At 70.2% G+C, this 18,707-nt stretch carries 16 protein-coding genes and 2 pseudogenes; 6 read left to right on the top strand and 12 right to left on the bottom strand.

The genetic code is table 11. From position 1 onward, the window contains the following. From FXN61_RS34075 to FXN61_RS34060, 4 genes are all read right to left on the bottom strand, one after another. The coding region (locus FXN61_RS34075; protein ID WP_167978065.1) for an ABC transporter permease at positions 1-593 on the bottom strand (593 nt) is incomplete at its 3' end. Then, positions 590-1,864 carry an ABC transporter substrate-binding protein gene (locus tag FXN61_RS34070; RefSeq protein ID WP_312878193.1) on the bottom strand — a complete coding sequence of 425 codons (1,275 nt, stop codon included), beginning with the start codon at positions 1,862-1,864 and terminating at the stop codon, positions 590-592. The genes FXN61_RS34070 and FXN61_RS34075, both read right to left, overlap by 4 nt. Before the next feature lie 75 nt (positions 1,865-1,939). Then, positions 1,940-3,055 (bottom strand): serine hydrolase, encoded by a 1,116-nt coding sequence (locus tag FXN61_RS34065; protein ID WP_312878192.1) that lies wholly within the window; start codon positions 3,053-3,055, stop codon positions 1,940-1,942. Beyond that, positions 3,052-4,428, bottom strand: a complete 1,377-nt coding sequence (locus tag FXN61_RS34060) for a serine hydrolase domain-containing protein (protein WP_167978064.1) — start codon at positions 4,426-4,428, stop codon at positions 3,052-3,054. The genes FXN61_RS34065 and FXN61_RS34060 overlap by 4 nt, the downstream gene beginning before the upstream one ends. Positions 4,429-4,662: 234 nt before the next feature. Here FXN61_RS34060 and FXN61_RS34055 point away from each other — a divergent pair, with 234 nt between their 5' ends. From FXN61_RS34055 to FXN61_RS34050, 3 genes are read left to right on the top strand one after another with little or no spacing between them, the layout of a single operon-like run. After that, positions 4,663-5,394: an ABC transporter ATP-binding protein gene (locus FXN61_RS34055; RefSeq protein ID WP_167978063.1), complete on the top strand. Its 732-nt coding sequence runs from the start codon at positions 4,663-4,665 to the stop codon at positions 5,392-5,394. Positions 5,395-5,397: 3 nt separating this feature from the next. Further along, positions 5,398-6,147 carry an ABC transporter permease family protein gene (locus tag FXN61_RS55825; protein WP_312878191.1) on the top strand — a complete coding sequence of 250 codons (750 nt, stop codon included), beginning with the start codon at positions 5,398-5,400 and terminating at the stop codon, positions 6,145-6,147. After that, a complete protein-coding gene (locus tag FXN61_RS34050; RefSeq protein ID WP_312878190.1) occupies positions 6,144-7,892 on the top strand; it encodes an FtsX-like permease family protein in 1,749 nt (582 codons plus the stop codon). Before FXN61_RS55825 ends, FXN61_RS34050 begins: the two co-directional genes overlap by 4 nt. A 56-nt stretch (positions 7,893-7,948) precedes the next feature. Here FXN61_RS34050 and FXN61_RS34045 read toward each other — a convergent pair whose 3' ends face one another. Together FXN61_RS34045 and FXN61_RS34040 are read right to left on the bottom strand one after the other, a co-directional pair. Continuing rightward, the gene (locus FXN61_RS34045; RefSeq protein WP_167978062.1) at positions 7,949-9,265 is read right to left on the bottom strand and encodes a cytochrome P450; all 1,317 of its coding nucleotides are present in this window, start codon (positions 9,263-9,265) and stop codon (positions 7,949-7,951) included. Between the two features lie 135 nt (positions 9,266-9,400). Beyond that, a complete protein-coding gene (locus FXN61_RS34040) occupies positions 9,401-9,604 on the bottom strand; it encodes a sterol carrier protein domain-containing protein (RefSeq protein ID WP_312878189.1) in 204 nt (67 codons plus the stop codon). A gap of 68 nt (positions 9,605-9,672) precedes the next feature. On the opposite strand from FXN61_RS34040, the gene FXN61_RS34035 reads away from it, so the two are divergent. Next, complete coding sequence (locus tag FXN61_RS34035; protein ID WP_167978061.1) at positions 9,673-10,404, top strand: class I SAM-dependent methyltransferase; 732 nt, start codon at positions 9,673-9,675, stop codon at positions 10,402-10,404. Here the strand turns inward: FXN61_RS34035 and FXN61_RS34030 are convergent, their stop codons facing one another. The 3 genes and pseudogenes from FXN61_RS34030 to FXN61_RS34020 all read right to left on the bottom strand — a co-directional run bounded on the left by FXN61_RS34030 (position 10,405) and on the right by FXN61_RS34020 (position 14,416). After that, positions 10,405-11,154: a DUF899 family protein gene (locus FXN61_RS34030; protein ID WP_167978060.1), complete on the bottom strand. Its 750-nt coding sequence runs from the start codon at positions 11,152-11,154 to the stop codon at positions 10,405-10,407. 76 nt (positions 11,155-11,230) lie between these two features. Then, positions 11,231-12,814 carry an ABC-F family ATP-binding cassette domain-containing protein gene (locus FXN61_RS34025; protein ID WP_167978059.1) on the bottom strand — a complete coding sequence of 528 codons (1,584 nt, stop codon included), beginning with the start codon at positions 12,812-12,814 and terminating at the stop codon, positions 11,231-11,233. Continuing rightward, positions 12,807-14,416: pseudogene (locus FXN61_RS34020) on the bottom strand (ABC-F family ATP-binding cassette domain-containing protein). Before FXN61_RS34020 ends, FXN61_RS34025 begins: the two are co-directional and overlap by 8 nt. A 235-nt stretch (positions 14,417-14,651) precedes the next feature. Here FXN61_RS34020 and FXN61_RS34015 point away from each other — a divergent pair. Next, positions 14,652-16,124, top strand: coding sequence for an amidase (locus tag FXN61_RS34015; RefSeq protein WP_167978058.1), 1,473 nt, complete (start codon positions 14,652-14,654; stop codon positions 16,122-16,124). Here FXN61_RS34015 and FXN61_RS34010 read toward each other — a convergent pair. Further along, entirely contained in the window at positions 16,114-17,070 is a 957-nt protein-coding gene (locus tag FXN61_RS34010; protein WP_167978057.1) for an alpha/beta fold hydrolase, read from the bottom strand. The genes FXN61_RS34015 and FXN61_RS34010 overlap by 11 nt on opposite strands. Before the next feature lie 14 nt (positions 17,071-17,084). Beyond that, a complete protein-coding gene (locus FXN61_RS34005; protein WP_167978056.1) occupies positions 17,085-17,510 on the bottom strand; it encodes a mycothiol transferase in 426 nt (141 codons plus the stop codon). 68 nt (positions 17,511-17,578) lie between these two features. Here FXN61_RS34005 and FXN61_RS34000 point away from each other — a divergent pair, with 68 nt between their 5' ends. Next, on the top strand, positions 17,579-18,169 hold the full coding sequence (locus tag FXN61_RS34000) for a helix-turn-helix domain-containing protein (protein WP_167978055.1): 591 nt from the start codon (positions 17,579-17,581) through the stop codon (positions 18,167-18,169). A 111-nt stretch (positions 18,170-18,280) separates the two neighbouring features. Here the strand turns inward: FXN61_RS34000 and FXN61_RS33995 are convergent. Next, positions 18,281-18,707 (bottom strand): annotated as a pseudogene (locus FXN61_RS33995) (carboxyl transferase domain-containing protein); the annotation flags it as partial.

Raw genomic sequence — 18,707 nt, 5'->3', positions numbered from 1 at the left:
CCGGTCGCGAGCGCCAGCACCGGCAGCACCCACGAGCCGGGCGCGTCGTTGCCCGCGACCGGCAGCAGCCCCAGCTGCACGGCGAAGAGGCTCACCAGCCCCACCGCGAGCAGGAACTCCGGAATCGCCGCGAGCACGACACTCGTCGAGGTGAACGCGAGCTCGCCACCGCGGCGGCGGCCGCCCTTCGTCAGCACCGCCATCACGACACCGACCGGCACCGCCACGACGATCACGACCAGGAACGCGAGAACCGCGAGCTGCACGGTCGCCGGCAACCTGTCGCCGATCAGGTCCGCCACCGGCGTGCCGCTCACCAGCGAGGTGCCGAACTCGCCGCGGAACAGGCCGGTCAGGTAGTGCCAGTACTGCACGGGCAACGGATCGTCGAGCCCCAGCGCGGCCCGGCGAGCGGCGACGACCTCCGGTGGTGCGGTGAGGCCGAGCGTCTCGCGCACCGGATCACCGGGGATCAGGTGGATCATCAGGAACGCCGCGGTGACGAGCACCCACAGCGAGGTCAGGAACCGCACCGCTCTGCGCCGGGCGAAGGGCAGCCACGCGCTGCCCCGCACCCGTTCCGCGGTGATCATGAAGCGAACATCCGGATCGACGTCGGATCGATGCTGTCGCTGACGGTGAACCGCGCGCCCTTGACGAAGGTGGGGATCACCGCGTCGAAGTAGGGCACCAGGTCTGTGTCCTTGACCAGCGCGGCCTCCGCCTTCTCCCAGTGCTCACAGCCCGCCGTGCCCGCCATCGTCGCGGCCTGCTTGGACTCCTCCTCGAACGTCGCGTTGCGGATGTGGCTGAAGTTCACGCCCTGCGGCGGCACCGGCCCTGACGCGAACGGCACCAGCTGGCTGGGCAGCGACAAGGTCACGGGCACCATCGACACGTCCCACGCGCCGGTGCCGAACAACGTCTGGTTGATGCCGGCGGAGTCGACGGGCTGGATCTCCACCTTGACGCCGATTCCCTGCCACGCCTGCTGGATCAGCTCGGCGGTCGCGGTCAGCGTCGGACCGGCGACGGTCGGCTGGAGCAGCTTGACCGACAGCGGCTTGCCGTCCTTGGCCCGCGTGCCGTCCGGTCCTGCCCGCCACCCCGCGGTGTCGAGCGCGGACGCCGCCGCGGCCTTGTCGTGCGGAGGCAGGTTCGGGGTGACGTTGTCGCCGGTGCAGGGCCTCGGTTCGATGGTCACCAGACCCTTCGACGGCCTGCCCTTGCCGTTGGTCAGCACCTTGCCCGCCTGCGCGAGGTCGAGTGCCTGCACGAGTGCGCGGCGCACGGCCGGATCCTGGCCAGGACGCCCGTCGGCGTGGTTGAACGTCAGCGTTCCCAACGGTGTCGCGGAGTCGACGTGGGCGAGTTTCTGCGCTTGCAGGCGTTCCTGGTCGGGGCCCGCGACCGTCGCCGCGGTGAGCTGCCCGGACAGCAACAGGTTCACCGCGGTGGTCTCGTTCGCGATCACCCTGATCACGACCTTGTCCGGCAGGCCCTGCTGGTTCGGCTGCCAGTCACCGGGTCCCCACGCGAAGTCCTTGCGCCGCACCAACGTGTAGTGGTCGTTCGGCACGATCTCGGAGATGGTGAACATGCCGGTGCCCTGCTCGCCCTTGGTGAGCAACGCGCGGTCGTTCATCCCCTTGGCGCACACGATCGGCAGCGTGCCGACGTTGGTCAGCAGGAACGCGTCCGGCGCCCCGCTGGTCACCGTGACGGTGCGGGCCGCCTCGTCCGCGGTCGCCGAGGTGCCGGGGGCGACCTGGACTCCGGCCAGCGGCGACTTGTTCCGCGGGTCGCCGATGAACCTGATGTTCGCGGCGACGTCCTCCGCGGTGAGCGCGCGCCGTCGGAGCACGTGACGCCCTGGCGCAACGTGAAGGTCGCCGTCGTGGTCGTCGCGTCCCACTTCTCCGCGAGACCGGCGACGACCTCACCGCTGGCGGTGCGCTCGATCAGCCTGCCGTAGAGGAACCGGCCGACAGAGCGGGCAGCGGACAGGACCGTGAGCGCGGGGTCGAGGGTGCCGGGATCCGCGCCGATCGACATCGTGAACGTCTTGCCGTCGGCCAGGTTCTGGTTGCCGGAACCGGGCTCTCCCGAGGCTCCGCAACCGGCCAGCACGACGGCTCCCAGCAGCGCTACCGCACGTTTCATGATGTGCTCCGGAGGTGGTCGACGGCGAGGCGTCCGGCGCGCCGATCACCGCGTCGACGGCGGGCTGGCGGAGGTCGAGCGACTGCGCACGGGTGAACACCGCGACGGCGTAGCTGCGGCCGTCCGGGTAGGTGACGACGCCGGCCTCGTTGCGCACGCTCGGCAGCGTGCCGGTCTTGGCGGCGACCATGACGTCGGCGGGGAAGCCGGAGCCGAGCCGGTGCGGCCAGATCTGCTGGGCCATGATCGCGCGAACCCGTTCGCACGCCTCGGGAGCGGCCGCGCGGTCGGTCCAGATGGCGTCCAGCAGAGAGGTGATCTCCCTCGGTGTCGAGGAAGTGGTGCGCTCGGGGTCCACAATGGCCAGTGCACGGATCAGTTCCCACGTCGGAGCGCCGAGTGCTTCCTCCGCCTCCAGCGGAGTCATGGCCAGGTCCGCGGACATCGAGGCGAAGAGGTCCTCGCAGCAGCCCAGGATCCGGGTGCGGTGCAGGCCGAGGTTCGCGAGAACCTTGTCCACCGCGGCCTGGCCCACGCGGTGGAAGATGACGTCCGTCGCGGCGTTGTCGCTCATCGTCATCATGAACAACGCGAGGTCGCGCCAGCTCATCTCGACGTCGTCGGCGCACCCGGCGGTGCCGATCCCGCCGATGCGGTAGCGGGAGGTGACCCGCGTCCGCTCGGTCTCGTCCAGCCGTCCCGCGGCCACTTCAGCCGCGTAGGCGACGGCGACCGGGATCTTGAACACCGACGCCAGCACCACCTGATCGTCCGCGCCGAACGCGAACTCGGGACCGTTCTCCACGCCGACCTCGCGGGCGTGGACGGACCCCTCGGCGAACACCTCGGCGAACACCTCGGCGAACACCTCGGCGATCCCCTCGGCGATCACTGCGTGACTCGCCGGTCGGCGCGGCCGGTGTGCAGGAAGAGCGCCCGGCCTTGTCCGTCGTCGCCGACGAACGCGTGCGGCATGTGGATCCCGAGCACCGGTTCCGCGGCGACGAGCGTGTCGTCGCGCCACGGCACCAGCTCGGTCCTGCCGGCGGACTCCGGGCTGAGCTCGGCCATGATGCCCTTGGGTACGACCTCCATCCAGATCCGGCCGTCCGCGTCCTGCGTGACCACGCGCTCGCCCACCGACGACACGTAGACACCCGTGAACCGCTTGCCGTCGACGGGTTCCGGTTCCGTGGCGGGCTGCGGCATCGCGGGCAGTTCGACACCGGCGAGCTCGCGCAGCACGTGCCGGAAGATCGCCTGGTAGAGGTCGATCGTCTTGCCGCCGTTGGTCAGCAACGCGACCGCGACGCCGTGCTCGGGAACCAGGCGCAGGAAGGCGTTCTGGCCGATCGTGCCGCCGTCGTGACCGATGACCGTCGCTTGTGGATAGTGGAACAGCTCCCAGCCCAGGCCCCAGGAGTCGCCCATCAGCGCCAGGTCCGGCACCTTCGCCTGAACCTCCTGCATCGCCTGGACGCTCGCCGCCGAGAGCACTTCCGCTCCGCCGTTCATGTGCATCCGCGCGAACGTCAGCAGGTCGCGTGCCGACATCGCGAGCATCGAGCCGGCCGGGGCGTTGGACCGCACGAGCGCCCAGACCGGGGCCACCTGCGGGCCGGCCTCCGGGTCGGGGGTGAGGTGCCCGACCGCCGCGCGGAACATGATCGCCTCGTAGGCGCTGGCGGCGGCGTGGGTGAGTCCGAGCGGGCCGAACAGGTGCTCGCGCAGGCAGTCGTCGTAGGACTTGCCGCGCATGACTTCCACGATCCGGCCGAGCACGCAGTAGCCGGCGTTGTTGTAGCTGAACATCTCGCCGGGTGCGAAGAGCTGGGGAGTGTCGTGCAACGTGGCGACGTACTTCTCCACGCAGTCGTCACCGCGGCCGGTGTCGGTGAACAGGTCGCCCTCGAAGCCGGACGTGTGGCACATGAGCTGGCGCACCGTGATGCGCGAGGCGGCGTCCTCGTCGCCGATGCGGAAGTCAGGCAGGTAGTCGCGCACCGGCGCGTCGAGGTCGAGCAGGTCCTCGTCGACGAGCTGCATCGCGAGCGTCGTCGTCCACACCTTGGTGATCGACCCGATCTGGAACAGCGAGTCGGTCGTCGTCTCGACACCGGTGTTCTTGTTCAGCACACCGGCGGCGGCTTCGACCACCTCGTCGCCGACGGTGACGGCTGCGGTGGCGCCCGGCACCTCGTACTCGGCCGCCAGCCGCGGGAGGTTCTCCTGCAGCCAGTCGTTGATCTCGCTCAGCTTGGACATCCGCGCCTCATCCACGTCGACGTGACTCCGGTCACCGGCAACGCTAGGGTCGGCGCCCCTGCCGCCACCTCGTCGCGGCCGACGAATCTGCCCGACCGGATCTGTCCGCCCCGACGAACCCGCTGCGGAGGTGGAGCAGGCTCTACCTCCGTCAGGGCAGCCTGCGTGATCGTTCCGCGCGGCCTTTCGAAACTACGTTCTTCCTGGAAGTCGTTGCGAGCCAAGGAGAACGTGATGAGGGCAGACGCCCTGTCGTTGCAGGCGGTGCGGAAGGTGTACGGCTCGGGTGGGGGCGCGGTCACGGCGTTGGACGAGGTGACCGTGGGCATCCGGCGGGGCACCTTCACCGCGGTGATGGGACCGTCCGGCTCGGGCAAGAGCACGTTCCTGCACTGCGCGTCGGGCATGGACCGGCCGACGTCCGGCCGCGTGCTGCTGGGCGACACCGACCTCGGCGGGCTGAAGGAGGCGGCGCTGACGAAGGTGCGCCGCGACCGGATCGGGTTCGTCTTCCAGGCCTACAACCTGCTGCCGTCGCTGACCGTCCAGCAGAACATCACCCTGCCGTTGCGCCTGGCCGGTCGCACCGCCGACCGGGGATGGCTGCGCGAGATCGTGGGCAGGGTCGGGCTCGACGGGCGGCTCGACCGGCATCCCGCCGAGCTGTCCGGTGGTCAGCAGCAACGGGTCGCGATCGCTCGCGCGCTGGTGTCGCGGCCCGAGGTCGTGCTGGCGGACGAACCGACCGGGGCGCTGGACTCTCGTACCGCGCACCAGGTCCTGACGCTGTTGCGGTCCATTGTGGACGAGATGGGACAGACGGTGCTGATGGTCACGCACGACCCGGTCGCCGCGTCTGCGGCGCACAGCGTGCTGTTCCTGGCCGACGGAAGGCTGGCCGGCGAACTGGTCTCGCCGACGCCGGAGAAGGTCGCGGAGCGCATGACGCATCTCGGGGAGTGGTGAGCCGTGCTGAGCCTCGCCTGGCAGACCGTCAAAGCCCGCACCGGCGGGTTCATCGGCGCTTTCGTCGCCATCCTGTGCGGCACCGCGCTCGTCGCGGCCTGCGGAATCCTCATGGAGTCCGGTTTGCGCGGCGGTGTGCCGACGCAGCGCTACGCGGCCACTGACGTGGTGGTCACCGGTGATCGGATCGTGCGCCCGCCCGGCGGTGACGTCCTGGCGTTCGAGCACGCCGCGGAGCAGCCGACGATCCGGGCATCGCTGGTCAGCAAGATCGCGGCGGTGCCCGGTGTGCGGTCAGCGATCGCGGAGCAGACGTTCGCAGCCGTCGTGATCGGACCCGACGGGCAACCCCTCGCGGACAAGCCGTCCTTCGGCCACAACTGGGAATCCGCCCAGCTGGCGCCCTTCACGCTGATGGAGGGGAGCGCTCCCAGGACGAACGACGAGGTGGTCCTGGACCCGGCGCTCGCCGCCGCGGCGGGGACCTGGGTCGGCGGCGAGGTGCGGGTCATGACCCGCTCGGCTCCGGTCAGCTACCGAGTTGTCGGTGTTGCCGAGGCTTCCGGGACACCGCGCCAAGCGTCGCTGTTCTTCAGCGACGCCAAGGCGGCCGAGCTCGCCGGGCGACCTGGCCAGGTGACCGCGATCGGCGTGCTGGGAGCCGATGCGGACCGGCTCGAGGACGTGCTCGCGAACGACCACGTGACGGTGTCGTCGGGCGCGACCGCAGCGCGGCCGAGTTCGACGACGTGAGCCAGACCAAGTCGATCCTCGCGATCCTGGCCGGCTCGTTCGGCGGATACGCGGTCCTGGTGGCGATCTTCGTGGTGGCCAGCACCCTCGCACTGACCGTCGAGCAACGCCGCCGCGAGTTCGCCCTGCTGCGCGCCGTCGGCGCGACACCGCGCCAGATCCGCAAGCTGATCGGCGTCGAGACGACGGTCGTGTCCGTGGTCGCCGGTGTGATCGGCAGCCTGCTGGGCATCGCGGTCAGCCACGGGCTGCGCGGCGCTTTCGCGGCCATCGGCGTGGTTCCCGCGGACTTCGCCCTCTCGATCAGCCCGATTCCGCTGGTCGTCGCGCTGTTGATCGGCATCGGCGCCGCGAGGCTGGCCGCGTGGAGTGCGTCGCGGCGTCCGTCGTCGATCAACCCGGTCGAGGCGCTGGGGGAGGCCGCGGTGCAACGCAAGGACCTCGGCCGGATCCGCCTGACCATCGGCTGGGTCGTCATGGCGATCGGCCTCGGTGCGACCACGTTGCCGTTGTTCATCCGCGGGCAGCTCGGTGCGGCGATGTCGGTGATGGCGGCGCTCGTGCTGATCATCGGCCTGACCCTGGTGGGACCGCGGGTGGTGGGCGGCGCGGTCCGGTTGATCGCACCGGCGTTGAGCAGGTTCTCCGGCGTGAGCGGCTACCTGGCGTCCGCGAACGTGCTCAAGAACTCCAGGAGGCTCGCGGCAGCCGTGACGCCGTTGATGCTGGCCATCGGGTTCGCCGTGGTGAACTACTACAGCCAGACGACGCTCACCGCCGCCGTGCAGCAGGAAACGGCACGGTCGATCACCGCCGACCACGTCATCACCGGTGTGGTGGGTGTGCCCGCCGAGATCTCCTCTGCTGTACGTGAGATCCCCGGTGTGAGCGCGACGTCGTTGGTGCGCACTCAGGTGATCACCGCCAGCGAGACCGGTGACAGCGTCGAAGTGCAGCGCAGGCCGGCCAACGGACTCGACGCGACGGCCGGCGGCATGGTCGACCTCGACGTCGCCTCCGGCACCCTCGCCGACCTCACCGCGGGCACGGTGGCGTTGAGCGAGGCGCACGCCTCCTGGGAGGACAAGAAGGTCGGGGACACGGTGGACTTCTGGTTCGCCGACGGTCAGCCCGCCCGTCTGCGCGTGGTCGCGACCTACCGGCACGACCTCGCGTTCGGCGACTACGTGCTGTCCTCGGCCGACGCCCGTGCCCACACCAGCGCCGGGATGGACAGCGCCGTGCTCGTGAACTCCGCGGCCGCGGCGGCACTGCGGGACCTGACCAGCCGGTATCCGGGCCTGACCGTGACCGAACGCGTGGCCGCGCAGGACCAGGGGGACCAGCGGACCCAGTTCCTGCTCAACCTGGTCGCCGTCGGCGTGATCCTCGGCTACGTCGCGATCTCGGTGTCGAACACGCTCGTGATGTCCACAGCGGCACGGCGCCGCGAGTTCGCCCTGCTGCGCCTGGTCGGCACCGGACGAAGGCAGGTGGTGCGGATGATGCGGGCGGAGGCGCTGCTGACGGTCGGGCTCGCCGCGGTGCTGGGCTCCCTGGTCGCCGTGGTCCCGCTGAGCCTGCTGGCGATCGGCCTCACCGGTGTCCCGCTGCCCGCCGGACCGATCTGGGTGTACCTGGGCGTGGTCGCCGGGGCATCGCTGCTCGGGGTGGTGTCGATCGCGGTGTCGACGCGGATGTCGTTGCGCGCCAAGCCCATCGACACCATCGGACTACGCGAGTGACCGGAAAACGGCCACCTGAAACCAGGGTGGCCGTTTTCGGGTGCGATCAGCTTCTGTCACAGACCCGGCTGGATCGGGCTGGTGTGTTTGCCCAGGTGGATCGGCAGGGAGTGCAGTCCGTAGACGATCGAGAGCTTGCGGAACGACAGGTCACCCGGCTCGACGGCGAGTCGCATCTCGGGGAACCGGCGGACGAGCGCCGGGTAGGCGATCCGCAGCTCCATCTTGGCGAGTTCGGCGCCGATGCAGCGGTGCGCGCCGTAGCCGAACGCGAGGTGCTGGCCCGCGGACCGTTCCGGGAGGATGTCGTCCGGTGTGGAGTAGACGCTCGGGTCGCGGTTGGCCTGCGACAGCGAGCACGCGACGATGTCGCCCGCGCGCACCTTCGTTCCGGCGATGTCCACGTCCTTGCGCGCGATGCGGAGGAACGCCACCTGCACGACGGACTGGTGGCGCAGCAGTTCGTCGACCACTCCGCCCACGGCCTCGTCGTCGTCGCGCACGCGGGCGAGCAGGTCGGGGGAGCGCAGCATCGCGAGCGTGCCGAGCGAGATCATGCTCGCCGTCGTCTCGAACCCGCCGGTGAGCAGCCCGTCGGCCAGGCCGGCGAGCTCGTCGTCGTCCAGCTCGTCGCCGTGCTTGCGGATCAGCTCGCCGAGCAGACCGTCGTTGGGAGCCTTGCGCTGGGCGCGCACCAGCTCGCGGAAGTAGACGATGGACTCCGACACGGCGGACAACGACGTGGTGGCCGCCCCTCCCAGGTCGAAGCGTGCCATGCTGCGCCGCTGGAACTCCTCGCGCTCGCTCGCGGGCACACCCAGCAGCTCGCAGATCGTGAACGCCGGCACGGGCATCGCGAAGTCCTCGACGAGGTCGACCGGGCCGTCCTTCATGGACATCAGGTCGAGCTGGTCCGCCACGATGGCTTCGATGCGCGGGATGAGCCGGGAGAGCCGCCGCATGGTGAACTCCGGCGTCAGCACCTTCCGCAGCCGCGTGTGCTCCGGAGGGTCGCTGAACCCCAGCCCGCCCGGCGCCTCGTCCGCGAACAGGCCCATCTCCCTGAAGTGGCCGAAGTCGTTGCTGAACGCCTCGGCGTCCACCAGCACCCGCTTCGACGCCTCGTAGCCCGTCACCAGCCACACGGTGACCGGCAGCGGCAGCCGCGTCACCGGCCCGTTGGCCTGCATCCGCGCCAGCTCCGGTACGGGGTTCAGCCCGTTGCGCCGCAGTGGCGCCAGCACCCGCGAGGGCACGAACCAGGACGACCCGAGGTCGAACCCGGTCTTGCTGAGGTGCGCGAGGAACCGCCGCCCCATCCATCCCGTCACGCGGGACCGGACGTCTGTCGCTGACTGCAGAACTTCCCTCATGAGGCGGCTGTCCCTTCGGCGGAAAAGGGGTGATGTGGATGCTGATGACCACCGGAACGGACAATAACGACGCGCGCGTTCGCCCGTCGTCATACCTGGGCCTAACGCGCCGTCATACTTTGGTCCAGATGTCGATCAGAACCAGTGCAGGCAATGCGGAGGGCGTTCGGCGCGGAACAGAGCGTCAGCCTCTTCTGCCGCTTCGGCACTGCGTGCCCGGATGTGCCCGGCCCTGATGAGCGTGCTGGGCTCGGTGCCGCCAAGGTACACCGAACCGAGGTCGCGCACGTCCATCACGAGGACGTCGAGGTCCCGATCGGTCGTGGAACGGATCTTCACGGGGCACGGTCGACCAGTCGCCCGTCGCCGGGATCAAACGAATCGGCTCGTTGTGGCATGGTCAACGGGTGACGAGCGCTGAGGACTTCGACCGCTGGTACGCCGACCGTGGCGAGTCGCCGATCGCCGATGAGCTCGTGCGGCGCGTGCTCGACCTTCCCGCTGACCTGGAGTCGACCAGTCTGCTGGGCGGGGCAGGGCTTGCGGAGGTCGTGACGGCGCTCGACGTGCGTGCCGGGCACGTCCTGCTGGACCTGGCGTGCGGTCGTGGCGGGTACGGGCTGGAGATCGCACGGCGCACCGGGTGCCGGCTCGTCGGGGTGGACTTCTCGGCCGTCGCGATCGCGCAGGCCAGGCAGCGCGCCCGGGACGCCGACTTCCGGGTGGGCACGCTGACCGCCACCGGCCTTCACCCGAGGTCGGTGGACGCGGTGCTCGTCGTCGACGCCATGCAGTTCGCCGAACCGAAGCCGGCCGCGATGAAGGAGTGCTTCCGGGTTCTCCGGCCAGGTGGACGCCTGGTGATCACGTGCTGGGAAGCGGTCGATCCCGGCGACGAGCGGCTGCCGGCGCGGATGCGCGAGATGGACCTGGCCGCGCAGCTTCCCCTGGCGGGGTTCGCCGACGTGAAGGTCGTGGAGAAGCCGGAATGGCGGGCGATCGAGAGGCGGATGTGGGAGGAGGCGCTCGCCGTCGACGCGCCCGGCGACCCCGCCATGGGGTCGATGCGGGAGGAGGCGCGGCGAGTCCTGCCGACCTTCGACGGACTGCGCCGCGTCCTCGCTACTGCGACCCGTTGATCAGTGGCAGTGGCTCTGCCTGCCCAGCGTTTCCACCGGACCCGCGCCGGGCCGCGTCCACTGCGGCGCGGGTCGCCCGGTCTCGCCCCAGGTGGGGTTGCCGTCCGCGTCCGTCCGCCAGAACCAGCAGGCATCGTGCCCCTCGGGCCAGCCCTCGGGGTTGTCCTCCCACTTTTCGCGGCGCCCGTACGGTGTGATGTCGAGCAGAGCCAGCGACCCGTTGACCAACTCGGTGCCACGGCCAGTCGTGGAGTAGGTCAAGAACGAGCGGTCACCGTCGCGCAGATAGCTGGCGAAGTACCCCATCTCGCCACCGGCCGGCCCCTCCACACCGCGCACCGAGTACCAGGGCTGGGTGTAACCCATGAACTCGACGAACGGGGCCACCTCCTCCCAGCGGCCGACCGTCAGGATCGCGAACGAGACACCGCGGGCGTTGAGATAGGCGGCGTCGGCGAAGTGCCAAGGCACGTGGGTGCAGCCCTCGCACTGACCCTGGTGCGGTGCGCCGTCGTGCCACATGTGCTTGTAGACCACGAGCTCGTCGCGGCCCTGGAACAGGTCCACGAACGGCACAGCGCCATCGGGACCGACGACCTCCACCTTCCCGTCGAACTCCACCATCGGCAGCCGGCGGCGGGCGGCGGCGATCGCGTCGCCCTCGCGGGTGTGGGCTTTCTCGCGGACCAGGAGCTCGTCGCGGGCCTTCTGCCAGGTGGCGAGGTCGACGACGGGCGGGCGTCCGGTCATGGTTTGTCCTCCGTGGTGTGCGGGTTTCGTTCCTTGCACAGCCATGTCGAAGCTGCTGACGCCATTTCGACACGGTTCACCGCTGAAGTTCGATCTCCGCTCCCCGCCAGCGCCCCCGCAGCCACCGGTCGTGGCTCGCGAGCACGATCGCCCCAGGTCCTGGCCCCAGTGCGTCCTCCAGCTCGTCGCACAACGTGGGTGACAGGTGGTTGGTCGGCTCGTCGAGCAGCAGCAGGTGCGGCGGCGAGGCCACGAGCAGTGCGAGCGCGAGGCGGCGCTGCTGGCCCACCGACAACGTGCCGACCGGCTTGCCCAGGTCCCACCGGTGCAGCAAGCCCAGCGACTCCAGCGGCACCTGCGCGACCCGTTCGGCACCGAGCGCCCTGCCGTAGGTGCCTCGCGCGGTGAGGCGGGGGTTCGCGAACGACGTGTCCTGGTCGAGGAGTCCGACCTGGAGATCGGGGTGCCGTCGCACTCCCGGCACGTCCAGCCGCCCGGCCAGCGCGAGCAGCAGGGTCGACTTGCCGGCGCCGTTGGGGCCGGTCACGAGCAGCCGGTCGCCGTCGCGCACGTCGAGGAAGTCGAGCGTGAGGCGTCCTGGAACCCGGACTTCCCGCAGTGACACCAGAAGGTCGGTCAACGACGTCAGCTCGGACGGCTCGAACCGCAACGGGCGCGGGGGAGCGGGCACGCTGGAGCGTTCCAGGTCTTCGAGGCGTCGCGTGGCGTTGCGGACGCGGCGGGAGATCTGGCTCTGCACGCGGTTGGCCCGCACGCCGTAGCCCATCTTGTCGCTGTCGCGCATGGTCCGGTTCGGTGCGACGCGGCCGGCGATCAGGCCGAGCGACTCGCGCAGCTCCGCGAGCTCCTCCTGTTCCTCCAGGTACTGACGTTCCCAACGGGAGCGATCAGCGCGTTTCTGCCGCACGTACTCGCTGTACGTGCCACCGAACCGGACCGGGCCGTCCACGGCGGGATCGAGATCGACGAGGTCGGTGCAGACCGCGTCGAGGAACGCGCGGTCGTGGCTCGCCAGCACGACGGTGCCGGGCAGGCCGCGCAACTGTTCCTCCAGGAACGCGGCCGCGTCGTCGTCGAGGTGGTTGGTCGGCTCGTCGAGCAGCAACGCGGACGGCCTGCGGACCACCAGCGCGGCCAGCACGAGGCGGCGGCGCTGGCCACCGGACAGCGAGCCGAGGGACCGATCACGAGCGACATCACCGAGTCCCAGTCCATTGAGGACGATGTCGGCGCGACGGTCCGCGTCCCAGGCTTCGTGCCGTTGCGCGAGCTCGAGTCGTTCCGCGTAGGCAGCGAGCAGGTCGGCGCCCTCGGCGATCAGGGCAGTCAGGCGGTCCAGTTCGGCCAGGTCCTCCCGCGCCTCCGCCAGTGCGTCGTCCAGGACGTCGGCGACGGTGGCGGACTCCGGGAACGGCATCTCCTGGTGCAGGAAACCCAGATCGGGTGGTCGCCGTACAACGCCGCTGTCGGGCTGGTCGGTGCCCGCGAGCAGGCGCAGCAACGTCGACTTGCCCGCGCCGTTGTCGCCGATCAGGCCGATGCGCCTGCCGGGGGCCGCGGTGAGCGACACCCCGTCGAGCACGCGACGACCACCGAACCCGCGCACCAGTTCGTGCGCGACGAGTGCTGCCTCAGCCACGGCCGGCCTCCAGCAGCTTGCCGCCGTCCAGGCGCAGCCAGCGGTCGATCTTCACCTCGCTCAGGAACCGTTCGTCGTGGCTGACGACGACGAACGCGCCGCGATACGCGTTCAGAGCGCTTTCCAGCTGGCCCGCGCTGATCAGGTCGAGGTTGTTCGTGGGTTCGTCGAGCAACAGCAGCTGCGGCGCGGGTTCGGCGAACAAGACGCACGCCAGCGTGGCGCGCAGCCGTTCGCCGCCGGACAGCACGCCGACCGGCAGATGTGCCCGCGTGCCGCGGAAGAGGAAGCGCGCCAACAGGTTCATCCGGTCCGCTGGTGGCATCGCGGGGGCGAACGCCGCCAGGTTTTCGGCGACAGTGCGGGAGTCGTCGAGCAGGTCCAGACGCTGCGACAGGAAGGCGACGCGGCCGTCCGCTCGTTTCACCTCACCGCCCTCCGGCGCCAGCGAACCGTGGATGACGCGCAGCAGCGTCGACTTGCCGGCTCCGTTCGGAGCGGCGAGTGCGATGCGTTCCGGACCGCGGATCGCCAGATCGACGCCGTCGAACAGCTCCCGTACGCGGATGCCGGAGCCGAGGAAGAGCGTGCGCCCGGCGGGAACGGCGGTCTGCGGCAGTTCGAGGCTGATCTTCTGCTCGTCCCTCACCGCGCGCTCGGCCCTGTCGAGCTTGTCGCGAGCGGCGCTGAGCCTGGCCGCGTGCGTGCCGTCCGCCTTGGCCGCGGACTCCTGCGCGTTGCGTTTCATCGTGCCGGCGAAGATCTTCGGCAGGCCCGCGTTGGACAGGTTGCGCTGCGCGTTCGAGGTGCGGCGGGCGGCACGTTCGCGTGCCTGCTGCATCTCCCGCTTCTCGCGCTTGACCTCCTGCTCGGCGCTGCGGATGTTCTTCTCCGCCACCTCGCGCTCGGCGGCGACCGTCTCCTCGTAGGAGCTGAAGTTGCCGCCGTAGAACCGAACCTCGCCGCCGTCGAGCTCCGCGATCCGGTCCATCCGGTCGAGCAACGCGCGGTCGTGGCTCACGACGAGCAGGCAGCCGCGCCAGTCGTCCAGCACGCTGTAGAGCCGGTGGCGGGCGTCCAGGTCGAGGTTGTTGGTCGGTTCGTCGAGCAGCAGCACGTCCGGCTGCCTGAGCAACTGCGCCACGAGACCGAGCGAGACGACCTGCCCACCGCTCAGCGTGCCGAGCCCGCGGTCGAGCGCGAGGTCGCCGAGGCCGAGGCGGTCGAGCTGGGCGCGGGTGCGTTCCTCGATGTCCCAGTCGTTGCCGATGGTGGTGAAGTGCTCCTCGCCGACGTCACCGGACTCGACGGCCTGATGGCGCGCAGGACGTCCGCGACGCCAAGCACCTCGGCCACGGTCAGCCCGGCGGTGAGCGGCAGGTCCTGCGGGAGGTAGCCGAGCACGCCGTCGACGGACACGCTGCCCTCGGCTGGCGTGAGCGCGCCCGCCACGAGCTTGAGCAGCGTCGACTTGCCGGCGCCGTTCGGGGCGACGAGACCGGTGCGGCCGCCGGGCACCGAGACGGACAGACCGTCGAACACGGGAGTGTCGTCAGGCCAGGAGAAGGACAGGGTGGAGACGACGATGAAGGCGTCGGACATGGGTGTGAGACCTCGGGATGTGCCGCGCGCGGAAGCACCCGCGCGAGTGGAAAAGGGGACGACGGAACGGCCATCGCGGTCGATGGCCTCTCACCTCGCGGGCTCACCCGGAGATGTCGTCTTCACCCACCAGCACGTCGAGCTCCTCTTCGAGGGCGTTGATCTCTTCTTCCACGGTAGCAGCCGCCGCAATTCGATACCGGGATGATCGTCGCCGAGCGGTTACCTTGAGCGCGTGGACTTCGACGAGTACCGGAAGTACGACGCGACCGGGCTGGCCCGGCTCGTCGCGGACAAGCAGGTGTCCGCGGCCGAACTGCTCGCTGCGGCGCGGGAACGCGCCGCGGCGGTGAACCCGCGGCTCAACGCGATCGTCCGGGACGTCCCCGCCGAGCCCGGCGACGATCTCACCGGTCCGTTCGCCGGCGTGCCGTTCCTGATCAAGGACCTCGGGCAGGACTACGCGGGCCTGCCGACGTCGAACGGGTCGCGGTCGCTGATGGCGCATCGCGTGGCCGCGCACTCGACCGTGGTCCAGCGCTGGATCGACGCCGGTCTGGTGATCTTCGGGAAGACCAACCTGCCGGAGTTCGGCGCGAAGGCGATCAGCGAGTCGCTGGCCTGGGGTCCCGCGCGCAACCCGTGGGACCTGTCGCGCACCCCCGGCGGTTCGTCGGGTGGTTCGGCAGCGGCGGTCGCGGCGGGCATCGTGCCGTGCGCCGGTGCGAACGACGGCGGCGGCTCGACCCGGATTCCGGCGGCCTGCTGTGGCCTGGTCGGGCTGAAGCCGGGTCGCGGGCTCACACCGTTCGGCCCGGAGACCGCCGAGATGATGCACGGCGCGGCGGTGCAGGGCGTCGTGTCGCGAACGGTGCGTGACACGGCCGCGATGCTCGACGTCATCTGCGGCGGCGAGCCGTCCGGGCCGTACTCGCCGGCCATGCCGTCGGAGTCGTTCGCCTCGTGCGTCGGTGAACCGGTGGGACAGCTGCGGATCGGCGTCCGGGTGCCGTCGGCGATCAACCCGAACCCGCACCCGGAGGCGGTCGCGGCCGTCTCGTCGGCCGTCCGCGTGTTGACCGAGCTCGGCCACCACGTCGAGGAACTGCCGCAGGCGCCGTTCGACGACGCCGCGCTCGCCAAGGACTTCCTGCTCACGTGGTTCGTCAACGTCGCGTGGAAGGTTGCAGACGCCAAGCGCCTGACCGGTGCGCCTGACATCGCGTTCGAACGCGACACGCTGCTCATGGCCGCGCTGGGACGGGCCACGAGCGGCGTCGACTACATGGACGCCGTGCAGCGGCGGCACGAGCACACCCGCCGCCTGAGCACGTTCTTCGAGTCCTACGACCTTCTGCTGACGCCGACGCTGGCGACCCCGCCGCCGAAGGTCGGCGCGTTCGACCTGCCGGTGTCGTTGCAGCGCGCCACCGACGCGCTGCTCAGGACCCGCACGGCCCGGTTCCTGCGGCACACCAAGCTCGTCGACGACATGATCAGGGACAACCTGGGCTGGGTGCCGTACACGCAGCTGGCGAACATCACCGGCCGTCCCGCGATCTCGTTGCCCCTGCACTGGACCGCGGACGGCCTGCCGCTCGGCGTCCAGTTCGTCGCGCCGCTCGCGGGCGAGTCGCTGCTGATCCGGCTCGCGGCCCAGCTCGAGGAAGCGCTGCCGTGGGCTGACCGCGTTCCGGTCATTCCCTGAGGAAACGCAGCAGTTCCGCGGTGACGAACCGAGGGTTCTCCTCGACGAGCCAGTGTCCTGCTTGCGGTACGTCGACCGCTCGCACGATGTTCGTCATCCGCGGGGCCGCTGTGCCCCGGATCGCGTCGGCCTGTCCCTGGGCGGCCATGAGCAGCGTTGGTACCTGCACCGGCTTCGCGGTCTCGGTGTCGCGGACGTCCTGGTCGAGGGCGCGGTACAGCTCGAAGCCGCCGTGCAGTGCCGTTGGCCTGCTGTAGGTCCGTGCGTACTCGTCGATCTCGGCGTCGCTGAACGGGGACTTCGTCGAGGTTCCGCCGAACGCCGTGCCCTGGTAGGAGACCTGCGGGTAGAACAGCGCGAGGTACTCGCGGACGTCGTTGCCCACCACCGCTTCCGGGACCTGACGCTGGGTGTGGAAGGCGATGTGCCAGCTGAGGCTGCGATAGGTGCGCGCGTCGATGCCAGGCCCCGGTAGTGGCAGGTCGAGGTAGCCGAGGCGAGCGGTGTCGGCGGGGAACTGGCTGGCGTACTGGAACGCGACGGCGGCGCCGAGGTCGTGGCCGATGATCGCGGGGTTACGGAGATCGAGCTTCTTGGTCAGTGCGTGGACATATCGCGCCAGCGTGGCCTTGTCGTAGCTCTTCGGCGTACCGGTGCTGTCGCCCAGGCCGGGCAGGTCGACGGCGTAGACGGTGTGGTGTTCGGCGAGTTCGGGCATGATCGGCCACCAGCCGTACCAGGTCTGGGGCCAGCCGTGGATCAGCACGACCGGGGTGCCGCTGCCGCCGGTCACGTAGTGCATGCGGACGCCGTCGACGTCGGTGAACTCGTGCCGGAAGCTTTGGAAAGCCGGATCGTTGTGGGTGGCGACGGTGTGCGGCGGGATTTCCTGGGCGGTGGAGCAGGCCGTGATCAGGAGAAGAACGGCGAGCAGCAGGCGTTTCATCGGTGTCCTCGGGGTCAGCGGCCGGTTGTGCCGTCGATCAGTTCGCGAAGGATGTCGGCGTGGCCCGCGTGGCGGCCGGTCTCCTCGATCATGTGGACGAGCGCCCAGCGGACGCTCTGCGTGTCTCGGCCGTCGAGCACCTCGTTCGCTCTGCCGACGGTTTCCCGATAGCGGGCAACGACTTCGTCGACGGGCGCGGTGGTTCGGAACGTCGACTTCCAGTTACGGACGCGTTCGCCGAGGAACGTCGCGCGCTCCACGAACGTGAGGTGGTGGAGCAGGCCGAGCAGGGTCGTTCCCGACGGCACCGCCGCGGTCCGGACCTGCGGTTCGGGTGCGCCCTCGACCTTGGCGACGACCGAGGCGCGCAGGTAGTCGAGAAATCCGCGCAGGACCTCGGTTTCGCTGTTCCTGGTGCGGGGTGGTGGACGATCACGCATGGGCCCAGTCTTGGCACCCTCACCGCGTTCTGGCACGAAAACTTGCCGATCTGGCAAGATGGCGCCTCGTGAACCGCGAAACGGAGGAAGTGCTCGACGGCGTGGGACCCCGGCTTCGGGCGCTGCGCCGTCACCGCGGCATCACCCTCGCCGACCTGTCGACGACGACGGGCATCTCGGAGAGCACCCTGTCCCGGCTGGAGAGCGGGCAGCGCCGCGCCACCCTGGAGCTGCTGCTACCGCTGGCGCGCACCTACAACGTCCCGTTGGACGACCTCGTCGGTGCGCCGCGCACCGGTGATCCACGCATCCATCTCACGCCGATCCACCGGTTCGGCATGACGTTCGTGCCGCTGTCCCGGCGGCCGGGCGGCGTGCAGGCGTTCAAGATGCTCATCCCCGCCACGAAGGAACCGCTTGAACCGGCTTTGAAGACGCACGACGGCTTCGAGTGGTTGTACGTCCTCAATGGACGCTTGCGGCTGATTCTCGACGACCTCGACCTGACGCTGCCGCCGGGCGAAGCCGCCGAGTTCGACACGTCGTTGCCGCACTGGCTGGGCAGCGCGGACGGCGGTGCCGTCGAACTGGTCATCCTGTTCGACCCGCAGGGGATGCGCACGCACATCCACGCCGACCCGCACCGGCCCACGCCTTAGAACCTCTACCTGGCCCCGATGGCGTCTGCAAGTACCGCCAACTCAACATCAACAGGCGCGTAACCACACCCAACAGGTCGCTTCGAGCCCGATCACACCGCCGGGCCGCCGCTACCTGGCCGTCGCCTGATCCGTGGTCTCGATTCCTGTCGCGACCCCTCGGGCGATCCCCAGCTCGACCAGGTCCTGGGGCCGCAGCCGCAGCTGGTCCGCGGTCGCCCGCACCTGCGACGGATCCCGTTTCAGGATCGCCGCCGCCAGCTCGGGCGAGATCACCGCGAAGTAGCCGTCCGGCGTCACCCACATCCGGTCCGGCGCGGCGAACGCAAGTGCGCCACCGGATCCGCCTTCACCGATCAGCAGTGTCGTCACCGGCACGCGCGCGGCCGCGACGGCGGTGAACATGTCCGCGATGGCAGCGCCCACACCCGCTTTCTCGGCGGCCTCGTCGTTGGCCGCACCCGGCGTGTCCACCAGCGTCAGCACCGGGAGGCCGAGCCGGTCGCCAGCCGGACGAGGCGTGCCGCCGTGCGGAACC

The sequence above is a fragment of the Lentzea indica genome (genome assembly GCF_012184385.1).
Classification (GTDB): Bacteria; Actinomycetota; Actinomycetes; order Mycobacteriales; family Pseudonocardiaceae; genus Lentzea; species Lentzea indica.
The sequence above is the reverse complement of the archived record's forward strand: the minus strand, read 5'-3'. Positions and strand labels throughout refer to the sequence as shown.

What these genes read in the sequence shown, in the direction of transcription:
- FXN61_RS34060 (WP_167978064.1), bottom strand. Translation starts at nt 4,428, where the DNA reads ATGTCCAAGCTGAGCGAGATCAACGACTGGCTGCAGGAGAACCTCCCG.
- FXN61_RS34055 (WP_167978063.1), top strand. Translation starts at nt 4,663, where the DNA reads ATGAGGGCAGACGCCCTGTCGTTGCAGGCGGTGCGGAAGGTGTACGGC.
- FXN61_RS34045 (WP_167978062.1), bottom strand. Translation starts at nt 9,265, where the DNA reads ATGAGGGAAGTTCTGCAGTCAGCGACAGACGTCCGGTCCCGCGTGACG.
- FXN61_RS34030 (WP_167978060.1), bottom strand. Translation starts at nt 11,154, where the DNA reads ATGACCGGACGCCCGCCCGTCGTCGACCTCGCCACCTGGCAGAAGGCC.
- FXN61_RS34010 (WP_167978057.1), bottom strand. Translation starts at nt 17,070, where the DNA reads ATGAAACGCCTGCTGCTCGCCGTTCTTCTCCTGATCACGGCCTGCTCC.
- FXN61_RS34005 (WP_167978056.1), bottom strand. Translation starts at nt 17,510, where the DNA reads ATGCGTGATCGTCCACCACCCCGCACCAGGAACAGCGAAACCGAGGTC.